Consider the following 17,856-nt stretch of genomic DNA (forward strand, 5'->3'; position numbering starts at 1 on the left):
ATGCTGCCTCCTTCTAGATTTTCATCCTCACTTTTTCCTAATGTAAGGTTTTCTGCCGGTGGGCAAGTTCTTAACCAAGGATTTTAAATTTTGCTTCTATATACACAATTAATTTTCAATTAAAGTTGTGGTTTTCACCTCATAAGTCTTTTGAAATAAATTCAGATAGTCTTCTTTTGTCAAATCTCTTGAATTCGCCTGTGTACACAAATGTTTAAAGGCTCCTTCGGCTAGGAAAGAGAAGTCTTTTGGATTTACATTGCCTAAATCTCGGAAGATAGGAATACCGATTTTATTTGCCAGCTCTTTTAACAACACAACACCTTCGTACGCCGTTTCTTCAACTGTTTTTCCTTCAGGATTTGCCCCAAGCTTGATTGCTACCATGGCGTGCTTTTCTGGATTTGAAGGAATATTAAATTCAAATACATGTGGAAGAAAAATAGAATTCGCCACTCCATGTGGAGTATCATAGAGTCCTCCAAGTGGTTCGGCCATCGCATGTACAGCCCCAAGATCCGTGTTATCAAAGGCGATACCTGCAACTAAACTGCCCAAAAGCATATTTTTCCTAGCCTCTAAATCATGCCCATTTTCTACTGCTAATGGAAGGTATTTGGCTATTAATTCAATGGCATATAGTCCCAAAGCATCTGAAAGTGGTTGAGCAACTTTGCAGGTATAAGCTTCAATTGCATGTGTGAGTGCATCCATTCCTGTAGCTGCTGTAATCGATTTAGGTAATGTTAACGTCAATTCAGGATCGACAAGTGCCAGTTTAGGAGCGATTTTCAAATCTAGTATCGCATCCTTCTGTTTCGTCACGGTATCGGTAATGACAGAACCTCTTGTAACTTCACTACCGGTACCTGAAGTTGTCGGAATACAAATTAGTGGAGGGATTTCTCGTTCTAGTAAATTTACGCCGTAACGTTCTCTTAGCTCTCCTCCATGTGTAAAAAGTGTCCCAATTGCTTTGGCTGTATCCATTGAACTTCCGCCGCCGAGACCAATTAAAAGATCGATGTTCTCGTTTTTAAACTGTTGATAAGCACTCTCACAATCTACATCTTTTGGATTAGGTGATATTTCATCATAAACAATATAATTTACACCTTCTTGATCTAATGACTGTGTGATTTTTTCCAAAATTCCTGTTTGTGCAAGTCCTTTATCGGTAATAATTAGGGCTTTATTTCCACCTAATTCTTTAGCCCTTTTCCCAATATTCTTTACTTTTCCATTCCCAAACTCTATAGAGGTAGGCAGATTAAAATGAAAGTCCCATAACATAATGAATTCCTCCTTTATTTTTTGAATATTTTGAATTTAATGTCGATATTTTCTATATTTAATTAATTGCTAAACCATTCAGTTGGCTTAACATCTAAATTAATATTGATTTGTTTTACCTCAGTAAACGTATCCAAACCAAAGGTTCCTAACCCGCGGCCAATCCCGCTCTGCTTATAACCTCCCCACGGTGCTTCATTATAGGCGAGGTTATAAGCATTAACATAGGTAATTCCGGCTCTTACTTTTTTAATAACCCTCAAAGCTTTGGCGCCATCTTGTGAAAAAACACCTGCTGCAAGCCCGTATGAAGTATCATTTGCCAGCTGGATTGCTTCCGCCTCATCTTTAAACTTTTGAACGACAAGAACTGGTCCAAAAATTTCTTCCTGAACAATTCTCATGTCAGGTCTGGTGTCAACAAATATTGTTGGCTCAAAGAAATAACCATTTTCAAGCCCGTTGCTTGTAATACGGTTGCCACCGCAAGCTAATGTAGCCCCTTCGTCTAAGCCAATTTGAATATATTCAAGGATCTTCTTCAAATGGCCTTCACTTACAAGCGGACCCATCTCGGTAGACGAATCATCCCCAGGGCCAACCTGAATCTTTTTCGCTCTTTCTACCAATCTAGCAATGAATTTATCATGAATACTCTCTTCTAACAGTAAACGGGATCCCGCATTACATACTTGGCCGGCATTGGTAAAAATTCCATTCAAAGTATAATCGATGGCTGTCTCAAAATCTGCGTCAGCGAAAACAATATTTGGCGACTTGCCGCCTAGTTCGAGTGAAATGTTTTTAATATTTCCTGTTGCTGAATTCATGATGCTTCTACCCGTTGCTGTACTACCTGTAAAAGAAATCAGATCCACCTTTTGGCTTTCCGCTATTTCATTTCCTACTGTTGAACCACCTCCTAAAACTAGATTTGCAACACCAGCTGGTATCCCCACTTCTTCCATGATCTCAAATAATTTGTAAGTGGTGACCGGAGTGATTTCAGCTGGTTTAAATACAAGTGTATTTCCCGCAGCAAGCGCAGGGGCTATTTTCCATGCTCCCGTCAACAATGGAAAATTCCATGGAGCAATAAGTCCGCATACACCGACAGGTTCCCGAATAACCATGGCTTGTACAGGATCGGCAACAGAATACGTTTGCCCATTTGGCTTTGTCACTAACCCAGCATAGTATCGAAAGCAATTCACGGTATCAGCAATATCAAACTCTGATTCTTTAAGGGGTTTTCCCGTATTCTCTGTTTCAAGTTTGCTAAGCTCGGCTGCCTTTTCTTCAATCTTATCCGCTATTTTAAATAAGTAGGTTGCACGTTCAGATGCCGGTAAGTCTGACCAAATTCCGGAGTCAAAAGCTGTTCGTGCTGCATTAATCGCCATTTGGGCTTCTTCTCTACTTCCCTGCGGAGCCTCAGCCATGATTTTACCGATTGCAGGATTCACAACATGACTCTTATCTCCTCTTAATGAATCCATCCATTCACCATTAATAAACATTTTCAACTTCAGCATTTTTACAAACCTCCAGTTTGTTATTTTTACCTTACATGTTGAGGGATAACCTCTCGATCAATGTCTTGGACATTTTGTGGAATCATTTCTTTATCAAAATGAAACTCAGGAAGTGGTTGGCGGAACCATTTCGTCATATAGACAAGATAAATCAAGCCGCATGCCATCCAGATGCCCCCGAGAATCAACGCATCCATTTCTAAATGCGACCATAACCATATCGTAAACGCTGCGCCAATGAGTGGTAATAATAGGTACCGAATGCAATCCATAAAAGAACGCTTATGATTTCTGATAAAATAATGGGCGATAACAGATAGATTTACAGATGTAAATGCAATTAACGCTCCAAAATTGATAAACTTAATAACTTGTTCTAGGGTTAATAGAATTGCGAGTAAAGAAACTGCGCCAATCACAATAATGCCAAGTGACGGTGTTTTAAATTTAGGATGAATGTATCCAAATATATTTTTGGGTAATACGGAATCTCGTCCCATCGCATATAACACTCGCGATGCGCTTGTGATTGAAGCGATTCCTGAAGAGAAATTACCAATAATCACTGCTGTAATAAAAATGGACTTAAATAAATTTCCTCCGACAAGCACTGCAATTTCAAGGGCTGCAGAATCAGCATGTTTGAATGAAATGCCCGGATTCACCAATTGTGCTAAGTAAGATGAGCCAATATACAAAACTCCGATAAACAATAGCATGATAATAATGGCTCTTGGAATCGTTTTTTCGGGATTGATTGTTTCCTCTGATAAAGTGGTGAGTGAGTCAAAGCCAAGAAAACTAAAACAAAGAATGGTAGCACCTGCCAAAATATCGGACATGGAAACATTTGCATCAAACAATGGCTTAATTGAGAAAAGACTACCCGTCCCTACTCCTTCTGATAAACTTTTGAAGGATAATATCCAGAAAAGGCAAACAAAAATGACTTGAGCAATAACAAAAATTTTACTAGTTATTGCTGATATCTCCACACCTAGTATGCTCGGAGATACTATGCTTGCAGTCAACACAATTACCCACACATAATGCGGGATTCCAGGAAATACAGCACTTAAAAAGACAGTGGACATCAAGCAGGTAACCATAGGCGTTAATATATAATCAAGCATAATCGTCCAACCGACAATGAACCCAACCTCAGAATTAATAGATTTTTGCGTAAAGGAATAGGCTGAACCTGAGATCGGGTAGGCTTTCGCCATCTTGCCATAGCTGAGAGCTGTAAAAATTATTGCTAGAAAAGCAATAATGTATGCAGTCGTAATAACACCTCTTGAGGTAACGACAGCAATTCCATAGGTATTAAAAAACACCATGGGGTTATTCCATGCAATCCCTAAAAAAACAACCTGTGACAAAGTAAGTGTTCTTGCAAGCGCTTTCTGTTTCATAACTCAACTCCCTCCATTTTAATAAATTTAATTCTTAGATGATTTAGAAGATTTCGTATTTTCATTGTAAACCTTGTTGTTACACAAAGGTCAATAGGTGTATTATATTTTTTAGGGGGGTGATTTCACTGAAAATAAAGGAAAAATTAACCATTGGTGAAATAGCGAGGTTACGAGGGGTAACGACGGAGACCTTACGCCACTATGATCGGATTGACCTATTCAAACCGCAATATGTCGATCCTGATTCGGGGTATCGCTACTATTCTATTTTTCAATATGAAGTTTTAGGGACCATTAAAGAGTTGCGGCAACTTGGGATGAGTACGGACGAAATAAAGGATTATTTTAATGAACGTAATTTTAATAAGTCCTTGGATATTCTGAAAACCAAGCATACGGAACTTGTGTCAAAACTGAACGAGTTACATGACTTGGAGGAAAATATTCGGGGGAAAATTGGATACTTGGAGAATGTAGCGAAAGAAAAAGAACTTCAATCGGTGTTTTTCCGCGAAATAGGAAGAAGGAAGTTAATTACCTTAAATGAAAAAATAAATAATAATTTGGAACTCAGTTATGGTGTTATAAGGTTAGAGAATATGCTCACCGAGAAGACACCAATTCTGGCTAGTAATAGACTAGGCATTATCATCCAGGAAGCGGATCTTAGAGCGAAACGCTTTGAAGAACCATCCATTATTTTTGTAGTGGCAAAAAATAAAGAAAAAATACCAAAACAGTGTCAAATGACGGTTCCTGCCGGGTTATTTGCGTGTATTCGTTATAACGGGGAATTATTATGGAATCGAAGCGAAAGTTTGAGTAAGATATTGGAATATCTTGATGAAACCGGATATCACATAACTGGCGATGCGCTGCAAATTATGCACGTCGATATTACAATCACAGATAAACCAAATGAGATTACATTCGAAATTCAAGTTCCAGTTCAAATTTAGGGACGGGGGGACAGGAACCTCGTCCCGTTAGCTTAAATTTGCCTTCATTCTAAAAATGAATAATAATACAGGATACAGAAAAAGAGTTTAAATGAAACAATTCAACTTATTTTAATTATCCAGATCTCACGATATGGAGTGCAATACTTTGGCTAAACAGCATAAATGACTCTCAATTTAAAACGAAGTTCCTACCCTATAACGCCAAACTATTGACCCATTTATAAATTGAAGTAAGTAAAATAACAAGTCCAAAAACAAGCAGCATGATATGAACGAAGTTAACTGTACGCTTTTGTTTTTGGTCAAAAAAATTCCATATCCAAACAATAGATAACATGATACTAGCGACATCTGGTGTTTGCGAAGTTCCTACCAATAATCTCACCACCCAGGACCATTGTTAAAAAACAAAGTTTCGAAAATATCCTCTTTTTTTCTTCCTAATCTCCACTAGAAGAGATCTTTAAGTCAGTACCATCATTTATAATCTATCAACAGTTAGAAACATTTAAAGCATTTATGAAATGCGAAAAATACTAGGTTACTTCCGTGACAATATGTAAAAGATTTCCTCACACGATAACATCCTTAAGAAATCAACTCATGCAAATACAATTGTTTTATTACCATGAACAAGTACTTTATCATGAACATGCCAGGAAACAGCTTCGGCAAGAACCTTTTTTTCAACATGACGTCCTGCAATCTTTAAATCCTCTTCTGTATAGCGATGATTAATCCTCTGTACGTCTTGTTCAATAATTGGTCCTTCATCTAGATCATTGGTTACATAATGTGCAGTTGCCCCAATTAACTTCACTCCACGGTTAAAGGCTCTCACATAAGGATTCGCTCCAACAAATGCTGGTAAGAACGAGTGATGGATGTTAATGATTTGATTTGGATACTTAGAAATAAAATTTGGGGAGAGAATTTGCATATATCTCGCCAGGACAATAAAGTCTATTTCCCCTTTCAATAGTTCTAATGCTTTTTGTTCGGCATGTTCCTTTGTTTCTTTAGACATTGGAATATGATAAAAAGGGATTCCGTAACTCTCAACTTCTTCTTTTAAATCAACATGATTACTTATCACCATTGGAATCTCCACTGGAATTTCCTTTGACTTCCATCTCCAAATAAGCTCCAAGATACAATGATTCATTTTTGAAACAAAGATGGCCATTCTCTTTCTTTTTTCGTTACTGTTTAACTGCCAGTCCAGAGCATAATCCCGGCCCAAGGCAGGTAGATCTTGTTCAAGCTTTTCAAATGAAGAATCGAAGTCTTCCAAATCAAATTCAATCCGCATAAAAAATATACCTGCTTGTGGATCAGTTGTATGTTGGTCAAAATGTACAATGTTAGCATTATGTTCTAATAAAAAATTAGTTACAGTGGAAATAATACCAGGCTTTTCAGGACAAGAAATTAATAATCTGGCACGGCTAACAGTTCCTTTTTTATACAAGGCACTTCCTCCATTCTTTGGATAGCACTTAAAATTATTAAATGATTTAATATAGTATTAAAATCATTTGAATAAATACGTATAAGAAGTTAGTTTTAATTGAGTTCTACTGATGACATTATTAAATGCGGGATATTTTTATTTTATTATGCATGAATTTCCTTACCTTCAACTGCCAATGCTGCTTCTCCAATTGCTTCGGCTAATGTCGGATGAGGGTGAATTGTATGTGCAATATCCATTGCTGTTGTATTTAATACTTGCGCAAGACCCACTTCTGTAATCATATCGGTTACGTGCGGTCCAACCATATGTGCTCCTAAAAGCTTATTAGACCCTTCTTCAACAACAAGTTTGACAAATCCATCTGATTCACCAAAAACAAGAGCCTTTCCAATCGCACGGAATGAGAATTTACCTGTTTTTACTTGATACCCTTTCTCCTTTGCTTCATCTTCTGTAAGTCCCACACTTGCTACTTCTGGACTGCAGTATACACATTTTGGAACAAGAGTTGGATCAAGTGGTGCTGGCTCTTGTCCTGCAATATGTTCAACAGCAATGATTCCTTCGTGTGAGGCAACATGGGCAAGCTGCAAGCCGCCAATGACATCGCCAATTGCATAAATGTTCGGTTCTTTTGTTTGATAGAAATCATTTGTTTTAATAAAAATACCATTCAGTTCAATGTCCGTTTTCTCAAGCCCAATTCCTTCTGTGTTTGGCAATCTCCCTACGGATACTAAAAGCTTATCTGCAGAAAATGACGTCTCTTTCCCTTTATGCTCTGCCTTTATCGAAACACCATCACCTTTTTCAAGCGTTTCCGAGAGCACTTTTGCTCCAGTAACGATTTTTACGCCTTTTTTCTTTAGTAAGCGCTGGATTTCTTTTGAAACATCTTTATCTTCTGTTGGTAAAATACGATCAGCATATTCGATTACTGTAACCTGTGTACCGAAGTCCACGAGCATCGATGCCCATTCAATTCCAATCACTCCACCGCCAACAATGATAATCGAATTTGGAAGTGTTTCCATTTCCAGGGCTTCATTTGATGTCATCACATACTTTTCATCTGCCTCTAATCCATAGAATGTTCTTGGCCGGGATCCTGTCGCAATTAAAATATTCCGCGGGCTTACAATGATTTCTCCCCCATTATTGTTCAATTCAACTAAAACATCTTTTGACTCCAAGATACTGCCTTTCCCATCATAAACATCAATTTTTCCTTTTTGCATTAAATGTTGGATACCTTTAAAAAGATGATTCTTAATTTCTTCTTTCCGAGACTGTACTTTTGAAAAATCAAGGCCAACTTCTGGGGCAATAACACCATATCGATCCGCATTTTTTGTTTGAGCATATAATTCTGCACTTCTTAATAAGGTTTTTGTTGGAATACACCCGACATGAAGGCATGTTCCGCCGATTTTCCATTTTTCAACAACCGCTACTTTTAAACCTAATTGAGATGCGCGAATGGCAGCAACGTAGCCTCCTGGTCCACCGCCGATAATAACCACATCATATTCTTTCGTCATCTTAGAACCTCCTTTTCAAATATTAACTATACCTATAGTAATACTTAGATTTATGAGTAATAAAAACTGAGTGATGTACATAGGATTTTTAGACGTCATTTGGATACCGTTAATCCATTTCAAGAGCACAAGCACTTGAGATAAAGCTGTCTCCGACTAGAAAACCATGTTGAACTTGATAATCAATTTCTGTTTCTTCATTTAAGTAGCGTTTTGTAAAACGGTCCAGCCTAATCTGTACCCCATCCTTCTCAATACATAAATCGTTTCGCCGCGGTTCATCAAAAACAATTGAAAATTTAACGGACATCCCGCAGCCCCCTGTTACCTCTGCATCAATCCGAGGAATTTTCCCTTCAGTCTTAATCAGCTCTTTAAGTTTGTCTATCGCTGCTTCTGTCATTTTTAACTCCATAGGATCCCTCTCCTCTTCTCCCAATCACCTATTTTCATTAATTATGCTTTCGCTTTTGCTGCATTGACCTGTTCATCTGCATGATAAGAGGAGCGAACGAGCGGACCCGCTTCGTAATGACTAAATCCTTTAGACATGGCGATTATTTTTAGTTCTTCAAATTCTTGTGGACTCCAATATTTTTGGACTTTTAAATGATGTTTAGTCGGCTGCAAATATTGACCAATAGTCATAATATCCACATTGTTCGTGCGAAGATCATCCATCGTTTCGAGAATTTCTTCTTTTGCTTCGCCAAGACCAATCATAATGCTTGATTTTGTTGGAATATCAGCATTCATTTCTTTTGCGCGTCGCAAAAACTCAAGGGAACGTTCGTATGTAGCCCGGGCACGAATTTTTGGTGATAAACGTTTCACTGTCTCAATATTGTGATTTAGAATATCCGGCTTTGCATCCATTAACGTTTTTAAATTTTCATATTTACCATTCATATCAGACGGAAGGACTTCAATGCTGCAAAATGGATTACGTCGCCTTACAGCTCTTACCGTTTCTGCATAAACCCCGGCTCCTCCATCTTTTAAATCATCACGGGCAACAGCAGTAATCACGACATGCTTTAATCCCATCAGCTCCACTGATTCTGCCACACGTTCCGGCTCTTCCCAATCAAGCTCTGTCGGAAGCCCTGTTTGTACCGCACAGAATCGACAGGCCCGTGTACACACACTTCCTAAAATCATAAAGGTTGCCGTCTTTCGTGATGCCCAGCATTCATGAATGTTCGGACATTTTGCTTCTTCACAGACTGTATGAAGTCTTTTTTCACGCATCATCGTTTTTAAGCCGGTATACTGCTCATTCGTATTTAATTTTATCTTAAGCCATTCTGGTTTACGGACATACTCGGTGGCCATCTAATTCACTCCTATGAGCGGAACTTAAAATCTATTAACTTGAAAATCATCTGTGCAGAGTATATCCCCCGCACAGATGAAAGTTCTGCTTTTATACGTTTACAGTTTCTTTTTCTTTCGCTACCGATGCCTCTTTTGTATAACGCAATATCGGTTGTCTCGCCGCCTGCACTTCATCCAATCGGCCAATCACCGTTGTATGTGGTGCTTCTAATACAATACCTGGGTTTTCTTCTACCTCTTTGGCAATTTGAATCATCACATCAGCAAATGCATCCATTGTTTCCTTTGACTCTGTTTCTGTTGGTTCGATCATCAAACATTCCTCAACATTTAGCGGGAAGTAGATGGTTGGTGGATGATACCCAAAATCAAGCAGACGTTTGGCTATATCAAGTGTTCTTACCCCCAACTTTTTCTGTCTTGATCCGGATAAAACAAATTCATGCTTGCAAATTTGTGAATATGGTGCATCAAAATAAGGCTCTAGTTTTTTACGAAGATAGTTCGCATGAAGGACGGCACCTTCAGATACCTGGCGTAATCCTTCAGGACCCATAGTCCGTATATAAGTGTACGCACGCAATAGAATACCGAAGTTTCCATAATACCCTTTGACACGGCCGATTGATAAGGGCTGATTATAGTCCAACTGATATTGATTATTTTCTTTAACTACTCGTGGAACTGGTAAAAACGGAATCAGCTTCTCTTTTACACCGACCGGACCAGCACCCGGGCCACCGCCGCCATGAGGAGTCGTAAATGTCTTATGAAGATTTAAATGCACGATGTCAAAACCCATCTTACCCGGTGTTGTTTTTCCTAAAATGGCATTCGCATTTGCACCGTCATAGTATAATAATCCGCCCGCTTCATGGACAACTTTAGCAATTTCAACAATTTCTTTTTCAAACAACCCGAGCGTATTTGGATTTGTCAGCATCAGTGCTGCTGTATTATCATCCACATGTTTCTTTAATTCTTCTAAGTCAACTAACCCATGCTCATTGGATGGAATTGTTATGGTTTCGTATCCGGCAACCGATGCACTTGCAGGGTTTGTTCCATGTGCGGAATCCGGGACAAGGACTTTCGTTCTCACTTCACCTTTTTGTTTATGGTAGGCTTTAACCATCATTAACCCTGTCCATTCACCTTGTGCTCCTGCTGAAGGCTGCAAAGTCACTGCATCCATGCCAGTAATGACAGCTAATTCTTCCTGTAATTCATATAAAACCTCTAATGCACCTTGTACCGTTTCGGTTGGCTGGTAGGGATGAATCCGGCTAAACCCTTCCAAACGTGCTACATCTTCATTAATTTTCGGATTATACTTCATCGTACAAGAACCAAGAGGATAGAATCCGTTATCAATCCCATGATTTTTATTCGAGAGCGCTGTGTAATGGCGAACAAGTTGCAACTCAGAAACTTCCGGGAGTTCTGCAGGAATATCACGAATCAAATGTTTTGGAAGTTTATCATTTATATCTACCTTATCAACGTCAGACTCAGGAAAACTTGAACCAACCCGCCCTTGACGACTAATTTCAAAAATCAGATTATTATACTCAACCATTTACAACAGCCCCCAATACCTCGATAAATTGGTCAATTTCTTCTTTCGTCCTTTGCTCGGTCACCGAGATCAGTATTTGATTTTCAAAGCCATAATCATTTTGTAAGTCAAAACCACCGATGATTCCCGCCTCAAGCAGTTTTGCGTTGACTTCTTTGACAGGCATAGGAAGTTCTACCACAAATTCATTAAAGAATGGTGCTTGATTCGTAATAATAAAGCCTTTCTTTTTCAGACTATTTGCCATGTAATCAGCCTTTTCAAAATTTAGCTGGGCCATTTGCCGAATTCCTTGCTTCCCAAGTGCACTAATACAAACAGCAGAAGCAAGAGCGTTTAAGGCTTGGTTTGAACAAATATTAGATGATGCTTTATCACGTCGAATATGTTGTTCGCGGGCTTGCAAAGTTAAGACAAATCCACGCTGCCCTTTTTCATCTGTTGTTTGCCCGACAATACGTCCGGGGATTTTCCGCATGAATTTTTTATTCACTGCAAAATAACCACAGTGTGGACCGCCAAAGGACATCGGGATTCCCAATGGCTGCATATCTCCGACCACAATGTCTGCTCCAAGCTTACCAGGAGTCTGTAAGAGCGCCAGTGCCAACGGATTGGCACTTACGATGAAAAGTGCTCCGTTTGCTGCTGCAATTTTCTTAATTTCTGCCAAATCTTCAATCGAACCGAAAAAGTTAGGATATTGAACAATGACAGCGGCAGTCCCCTTATCGATTTGTTCTTGCAGTTTTTCCAAGTCAGTAACATCATTAGCAAGATTCACATCTTCTACTATATACCCCTGACCGCTTGCTACAGTATTTAAGATAGCGCGCGATTCAGGATGAACAGCCTTTGATACAAGTACTTTCGAACGTCTTGTTGATGCAACTGCGAGTGACGCCGCTTCTGCAAGTGATGTAAAACCATCGTACATGGAGGAGTTGGCAACATCCATTCCTGTTATCTCACAAACCATGGTTTGAAATTCAAAAATCCCCTGTAATTCACCTTGGCTAATTTCCGGTTGGTATGGTGTATAAGCAGTATAAAATTCAGAACGGGAAATCATATGATTGACTACACTTGGAATGTAGTGGTCATAAGTTCCCGCACCAAGAAAGGTTGGGTACTGATTCGCATTTTTGTTTTTGAAAGCAAGCTGATTCATTTTTTTTAAAAGCAGCGCTTCAGGGACCGCCTTGGGGATATTCAGCTCACCTTGCAGCCTAATCTCGGCTGGAATATCTTCAAATAACTCATCGATAGAAGAAATATTTAAAAAAGCGAGCATTTCCTCTTGATCTTGTTTCGTGTCAGGGAGATATCTATAAGTGGACGTCATTTTATTCCTCTCCTTCTTCATTAATAAATGCTTGGTACTCATCTTCATTTAACAGAGATTCCAGCTCTTCTGGACATGACATTTCCACTTCAATTAACCAGCCTTTTCCAAACGGATATTCGTTAATCGTTTCTGGAGCATCTTCTATCTCCTCATTAATTCGAACTACTGTACCCGATACTGGAGCGAAAATTTCAGAAACTGCTTTAACCGATTCGATTGTTCCCATTGATTCATCCGCTGTTACTTCATCATCTAGTTGTGGATTTTCAACAAATACGATATCTCCCAGCTGTTTTTGTGCATAATCAGAAATCCCAATCCGGACTCGATTACCTTCTAATTGTAAAACCCACTCGTGTTCCTTGCTATATAGTAAGGTTGCGATCGCTTTTGTCATTATATTTTCTTCCTTTCAACTGTTAATTAGAATTAAATAATCTTAAAATCATTTTTTTAGTATGTTTGTGTATCAGGCGTGCTGCCTGCCGCCAGTTTGAAAGTTTACCAGAGTATCTTATTACTCTTTTAACCTCTTTTATAGAATGGTGTTTTCACAACAACCGCATCAATCAGCTTATTACGGATTTCTACTTTTAACGATGTCCCTACTTCAGCATGTTCCGCTGATAGTAGAACAAGTCCAACGCTTTTCTTTAAAGATGGTGATTGGGTTCCCGATGTAACAACCCCAATCTCCTCTCCAGTTTCTGAAAAAACCTTATAACCGTGGCGTGGAATCCCCCGTCCTGTGACTTCAATCCCCACTAGTTTTCGTCTTAATCCGGCTTCTTTTTGAGCTATAAGCGAAGCTTTCCCAATAAAATCACTTTCTTTTTTCAGTTTTACCGCAAAGCCGATTCCGGCTTCGAGTGGATTAATATCACTTAATAGTTCTTGACCATAGAGTGCAAGACGTGCTTCTAAACGAAGTGTGTCCCGAGCACCAAGTCCACATGGTTTTAAGCCGTCCTCACTACCGGCTTCTAAAAGCTTTTCCCAAAGGACTTCCGCTTGATCAGCGGATAAATAAAGCTCAAAACCCTCTTCTCCTGTATATCCTGTACGGGATACGAGTACATCTGTAACCCCGTCCAAATTAACATGTTGAGCAAATTTAAATGAGCCAATTTCAGCTAGATCGGTTCCAGTTAGCTTTTGTAAAATACCTTCCGCCTTTGGACCTTGGATGGCAAGTTGAGCAATTTCATTCGAAATATTTGTGAGATTCATATCTCCCTTTGCATGCTGCTTCATCCATTCAAAATCTTTATTGATGTTAGCTGCATTTATAACGAGTAAATATTTTTCATCCTCTAATTTATACACTAATAAATCATCGACCGTTCCCCCATCTAGATAGCACATTGCGGTATACTGGGCCTGATGAATGCTAAGTTTTGTCACATCGTTTGTAACCAGGTAGTTGATATAGCTCTCGGCATCTTTTCCCTCAACTAGTACTTCACCCATATGTGAGACATCAAAAAGTCCTGCTTTTGTTCGAACCGCCTCATGCTCATCTAAAATACTGGAAAATTGCACTGGCAGTGCCCAGCCGCCAAAATCAATGACTTTCGCGCCATATTTTTTATAAGTTTCAAAAAGTGGTGTTTGCTTTAATGCTGTTCCAATCCCCATTGATTTCCCTCCTATGATTTCCTGCAAAACAGCCGTTCCTTTACCTGTTTACCTGTTTCTGTCGTTGCCAGACCTCCAAGAGCTGTTTCTCGGAGTGTCCTCGGCATATCTTTTCCAATCCTATACATCGCTCCAATTACTTCATCACAAGGAATCTGGCTTTCAATCCCGGCAAGGGCCATATCTGCTGCCGAGAACGCGATGGAAGTCCCAATCACATTTCGTTTAATGCAAGGCACTTCAACAAGGCCTGCCACCGGGTCGCAAACCAGACCTAAAAGTGACTTCATGGCAATGGCTGTGGCATTCACAGCTTGCTCTGGTGTGCCTCCTCTTAACTCAACGATTGTTCCGGCAGCCATGGCTGTTGCCGATCCTACCTCAGCCTGGCACCCTCCAGCCGCCCCTGAAATGAAGGAACGGTTTGCAATGACTAACCCGAGCATACTTGCTGTAAACAATCCCATCACTAAATCTTTAAAAGGTGTACCGTCATTTTTATGAAGAGAAAACAATACCCCAGGCAATATGCCGGCTGCCCCGGCAGTTGGTGTCGCTACAATGACCCCCATCCGGGCATTATTTTCAGAAGTTGCCAATGAAAAGGCCATAGCATTGCTTATATAATTTCCTGACAGTGCTTTTCCTTGATTCATATAATCATACATTTTCACGGCATCACCGCCGGAAATGCCACTTGGTGCAGCGGAGTCATCTTTTATCCCTCTGTCAACAGCTTCTTTCATTTTGATTAAACGCTCTTCCATCATGGCAATAATGATTTCTTTGTCTCTTCCTGATTTTTCTGTCTCCATCTTCAACATCATTTCACCAATTGTTTTTTGCTCTTTTTCACAAGCTTTGATCAGCTCTCTCATGGACTGAATTTCCATTAAATTGCCTCCATAAATTCTTTCTCGATTGATTGGTAATCACGAGCAAGCGCTTTTAAATCATCGCCTGCACTCAAGCGTATATCGACCATCTTGTCGTTAATCAGAAAAATCTTTGATAACCCGCCGCCGAGTGACACACCTCCAACTTTAACAACATAATCACCGCACTTTGCTGTTACGATTGTTATATTGGGATGGTCATAATACTCACATTCTTCTGCAAATTCGAATTGGTACTGCATCCCATATTCTTTAGCCAACTCCAACGAATTTTTAATACGCTGATCATCGGTATCCATTCCAAGTAATCCGCCAAGAAGCGCTTTATCTGTTCCATGACCTTGATAGGTTTCGGCAAATGAATCATAAAATACAATATTTGCTTCTTGAGGACAATCTCCCAACATTTCATAAATAAACTTTCCAATCGATACGACTCCGGCTGTATGAGAACTCGACGGTCCCACCATAATAGGGCCAATAATGTCAAAACAACTCTGAAATTCCATCGCAATTTGCCCCTTTCTTACACTGTTATTGCCTGTTGAAATAACGGATAGGCGTCACAAATCGGTTTCGTTGTTTCCTTTGCTTTCTCAAGCACCACTTTGTCCCCTTTACTCTTCAGAACAGCTGCAATAATTTTCCCAATTTTCACCATTTCTTCATGCTTCATTCCACGTGTGGTTAAAGCTGCTGTTCCCATCCGGATACCGCTCGTAACAAACGGTTTTTCTGGGTCATATGGAATTGTATTTTTATTTACGGTAATGCCTGCTTCTTCTAATAATTTCTCTGCTTCTTTTCCTGTTAAATTCCACGGACGTAAATCTAAAAGAACAATATGATTATCTGTTCCCCCAGAAACAAGGGCAGCACCTTCATTTTTTAATGTTTCGCCAAGGGTTGCTGCATTTTCAATGACTTGTTTTGCATATTCCTTAAAGGTTGGCTGCAATGCTTCATTAAAAGCAACAGCTTTAGCTGCAATTATATGCATGAGCGGCCCACCTTGAATTCCTGGGAACACCGATTTATTAATGGCTTTTATGATGTCTTCATCATTGGTTAAAATAATTCCACCGCGCGGTCCTCTCAACGTTTTATGCGTGGTGCTCGTAACAACGTCAGCATATGGTATTGGAGAGGGATGAAGTCCAGCTGCAACAAGTCCAGCAATATGCGCCATATCTACCATGAATTTTGCGCCAACTTGATCAGCAATTTGTCTAAAGCGTTCAAAATCAATCTTTCTTGGGTAAGCGCTTGCCCCTGCAATAATCAAATTTGGTTTTTCCCTTTTTGCAATTTCTTCTAGTTCATCATAATCAATCAATTGAGTATCCTCTCTCACACCATAGGACACAATTTCAAACCATTTTCCTGAAACGCTGACAGGGCTTCCGTGAGTTAAATGGCCTCCATGTGAAAGGTTCATCCCCATGACCTTATCACCAGGCTGTAGCAATGCGTAAAATACAGCAAAATTTGCTTGTGCACCTGAGTGTGGCTGAACATTTGCATATTTAGCTCCAAACAGCCGTGTTAGGCGATCAATCGCGGTTTTTTCTGCTATATCAACATATTCACATCCGCCATAGTAGCGCTTCCCTGGATAGCCTTCCGCATATTTATTCGTCATCACACTTCCCATTGCTTCTAACACATCTAAGCTTACGAAGTTTTCAGATGCAATTAACTCCAATGTTTGATGCTGGCGTTCCTGTTCTTTCCTAATTGCTTCAAAAATAGTTGAATCATTTTGTAATAATCCCATTTCTAGTCCTCCTTTTAATGGTTCAGACTACCCCTTGATGTTTCAAACATGGAATTAATTTTCCTAATTACTGCAGATTTTTTTCCAAGTAAATTGATAGAAACACTCCTTTTTTTGCACACAAAAAAGGACAGAAAAGGGTAGCATAAAGATTGCTCTACCCTTCTCTGTCCTTTTACCTGAGAGTTTAGTTCCGTTTACGAAAAGAACCTTCCCCTTTGGTGGCATAATTGTATACGCGCTCTCCAGAGTTGCGTCCAGTTGTGGTTCCATCTACCTGAGAGATTTATTCCAAGGGTCTTTTTGGAACTTGCTCCTTCGGTGGCGTGTTAAAATGCACTCTCCCACAACCGTCATCCGCTTATTTTTTATTATTTTCAGAATAATCGCTAAGATAATTAACGTCAAGCTTTTTTTATACACTTTTTGAAAGCGATAACAACAATGGGTAATAAAGACTATTTATAGTTTTCGTTAATTTTCTGCAATCTTTTCCTGATTCACTTGATCTGCCTGATTCACCTTCAGATTCCGTATTTTATAAATGGCAATTAGCATAATAAACCAAACAGGAGTTACAAATAACGCAACACGAGTATCTTCCGCAAGCGCAAGCACGACAAGAACGAAGGCAAGAAAAGCAAGGATTATGTAATTGGAAACTGGGTAAAACGGCAATTTAAATTTATTTACTTTTGCCAGGTCCGGCCTTACTTTACGGTATTTCAAATGGCTGATGACCGTAATTCCCCAAATAAAAATGAAACATACGGTAGAAATACTTGTAATTAGTGTAAAGACACCTTCCGGCATGACATAGTTTAAAATTACGGAAATGAGGATGACAACAGTTGAAAAGAACAAAGCATTAGATGGTATTTTTCGTGAAGTAAGTTTTGCGAATGGTACAGGTGCATTTTTATCTTTGGCAAGGGAATAAACCATCCGACTAGTGCTGAAAATGGCGCTGTTACATGCTGAAGCTGCAGATGTAAGAACAACACCAAATGCAAGACTCTGTTAAATGATTTTGTTAATTTTAGTAAAAATAGAG

Annotated in this window: 16 protein-coding genes, 1 pseudogene and 1 riboswitch; of the genes and pseudogenes, 1 reads left to right on the forward strand and 16 read right to left on the reverse strand. The window is 39.4% G+C overall.

Going from position 1 to position 17,856, the window contains the following annotated elements; translation table 11 throughout:
• Positions 1 to 108: 108 nt before the first annotated feature.
• From J2S10_RS21975 to J2S10_RS21985, 3 genes are all read right to left on the reverse strand, one after another.
• On the reverse strand, positions 109 to 1,293 hold the full coding sequence (locus J2S10_RS21975; RefSeq protein WP_307412380.1) for an iron-containing alcohol dehydrogenase: 1,185 nt from the start codon (positions 1,291 to 1,293) through the stop codon (positions 109 to 111).
• Positions 1,294 to 1,355: 62 nt separating this feature from the next.
• Entirely contained in the window at positions 1,356 to 2,828 is a 1,473-nt protein-coding gene (locus tag J2S10_RS21980; RefSeq protein ID WP_307412382.1) for an aldehyde dehydrogenase family protein, read from the reverse strand.
• Between the two features lie 26 nt (positions 2,829 to 2,854).
• Positions 2,855 to 4,243, reverse strand: a complete 1,389-nt coding sequence (locus tag J2S10_RS21985; protein WP_307412384.1) for an APC family permease — start codon at positions 4,241 to 4,243, stop codon at positions 2,855 to 2,857.
• Between the two features lie 119 nt (positions 4,244 to 4,362).
• Between J2S10_RS21985 and J2S10_RS21990 the strand changes: the two genes are divergently transcribed.
• On the forward strand, positions 4,363 to 5,205 hold the full coding sequence (locus J2S10_RS21990; RefSeq protein WP_307412386.1) for a MerR family transcriptional regulator: 843 nt from the start codon (positions 4,363 to 4,365) through the stop codon (positions 5,203 to 5,205).
• 196 nt (positions 5,206 to 5,401) lie between these two features.
• Here J2S10_RS21990 and J2S10_RS21995 read toward each other — a convergent pair whose 3' ends face one another.
• The 13 genes and pseudogenes from J2S10_RS21995 to J2S10_RS22055 all read right to left on the reverse strand — a co-directional run.
• Positions 5,402 to 5,584: a hypothetical protein gene (locus J2S10_RS21995; RefSeq protein ID WP_307412388.1), complete on the reverse strand. Its 183-nt coding sequence runs from the start codon at positions 5,582 to 5,584 to the stop codon at positions 5,402 to 5,404.
• A 225-nt stretch (positions 5,585 to 5,809) separates the two neighbouring features.
• A complete protein-coding gene (gene purU / locus J2S10_RS22000; RefSeq protein WP_307412391.1) occupies positions 5,810 to 6,679 on the reverse strand; it encodes a formyltetrahydrofolate deformylase in 870 nt (289 codons plus the stop codon).
• Positions 6,680 to 6,825: 146 nt separating this feature from the next.
• A complete protein-coding gene (gene lpdA, locus J2S10_RS22005; protein ID WP_307412392.1) occupies positions 6,826 to 8,226 on the reverse strand; it encodes a dihydrolipoyl dehydrogenase in 1,401 nt (466 codons plus the stop codon).
• A gap of 109 nt (positions 8,227 to 8,335) precedes the next feature.
• The gene (locus J2S10_RS22010; RefSeq protein ID WP_307412394.1) at positions 8,336 to 8,641 is read right to left on the reverse strand and encodes an iron-sulfur cluster biosynthesis family protein; all 306 of its coding nucleotides are present in this window, start codon (positions 8,639 to 8,641) and stop codon (positions 8,336 to 8,338) included.
• Between the two features lie 41 nt (positions 8,642 to 8,682).
• Positions 8,683 to 9,561 (reverse strand): lipoyl synthase, encoded by an 879-nt coding sequence (lipA, locus tag J2S10_RS22015; protein ID WP_307412396.1) that lies wholly within the window; start codon positions 9,559 to 9,561, stop codon positions 8,683 to 8,685.
• A 91-nt stretch (positions 9,562 to 9,652) separates the two neighbouring features.
• Positions 9,653 to 11,143 (reverse strand): aminomethyl-transferring glycine dehydrogenase subunit GcvPB, encoded by a 1,491-nt coding sequence (gene gcvPB / locus J2S10_RS22020; RefSeq protein WP_307412398.1) that lies wholly within the window; start codon positions 11,141 to 11,143, stop codon positions 9,653 to 9,655.
• Positions 11,136 to 12,488 (reverse strand): aminomethyl-transferring glycine dehydrogenase subunit GcvPA, encoded by a 1,353-nt coding sequence (gene gcvPA, locus J2S10_RS22025; protein WP_307412400.1) that lies wholly within the window; start codon positions 12,486 to 12,488, stop codon positions 11,136 to 11,138. The genes gcvPB and gcvPA overlap by 8 nt, the downstream gene beginning before the upstream one ends.
• 1 nt (position 12,489) lies before the next feature.
• Positions 12,490 to 12,888, reverse strand: coding sequence for a glycine cleavage system protein GcvH (gene gcvH / locus J2S10_RS22030; RefSeq protein WP_307412402.1), 399 nt, complete (start codon positions 12,886 to 12,888; stop codon positions 12,490 to 12,492).
• A gap of 128 nt (positions 12,889 to 13,016) precedes the next feature.
• On the reverse strand, positions 13,017 to 14,129 hold the full coding sequence (gcvT, locus tag J2S10_RS22035) for a glycine cleavage system aminomethyltransferase GcvT (protein WP_307412404.1): 1,113 nt from the start codon (positions 14,127 to 14,129) through the stop codon (positions 13,017 to 13,019).
• 11 nt (positions 14,130 to 14,140) lie between these two features.
• Positions 14,141 to 15,022 (reverse strand): L-serine ammonia-lyase, iron-sulfur-dependent, subunit alpha, encoded by an 882-nt coding sequence (sdaAA, locus tag J2S10_RS22040; protein WP_307412406.1) that lies wholly within the window; start codon positions 15,020 to 15,022, stop codon positions 14,141 to 14,143.
• On the reverse strand, positions 15,022 to 15,534 hold the full coding sequence (locus J2S10_RS22045) for a serine dehydratase beta chain (RefSeq protein ID WP_307412408.1): 513 nt from the start codon (positions 15,532 to 15,534) through the stop codon (positions 15,022 to 15,024). Before J2S10_RS22045 ends, sdaAA begins: the two co-directional genes overlap by 1 nt.
• Positions 15,535 to 15,551: 17 nt before the next feature.
• The gene (gene glyA, locus J2S10_RS22050) at positions 15,552 to 16,802 is read right to left on the reverse strand and encodes a serine hydroxymethyltransferase (RefSeq protein ID WP_307412411.1); all 1,251 of its coding nucleotides are present in this window, start codon (positions 16,800 to 16,802) and stop codon (positions 15,552 to 15,554) included.
• 254 nt (positions 16,803 to 17,056) lie between these two features.
• A riboswitch (glycine riboswitch) is annotated at positions 17,057 to 17,159 on the reverse strand.
• Positions 17,160 to 17,276: 117 nt separating this feature from the next.
• Positions 17,277 to 17,804, reverse strand: a pseudogene (locus J2S10_RS22055) (amino acid permease); the annotation flags it as partial.
• Positions 17,805 to 17,856: the final 52 nt, after the last annotated feature.

The organism is Neobacillus ginsengisoli (assembly GCF_030813055.1).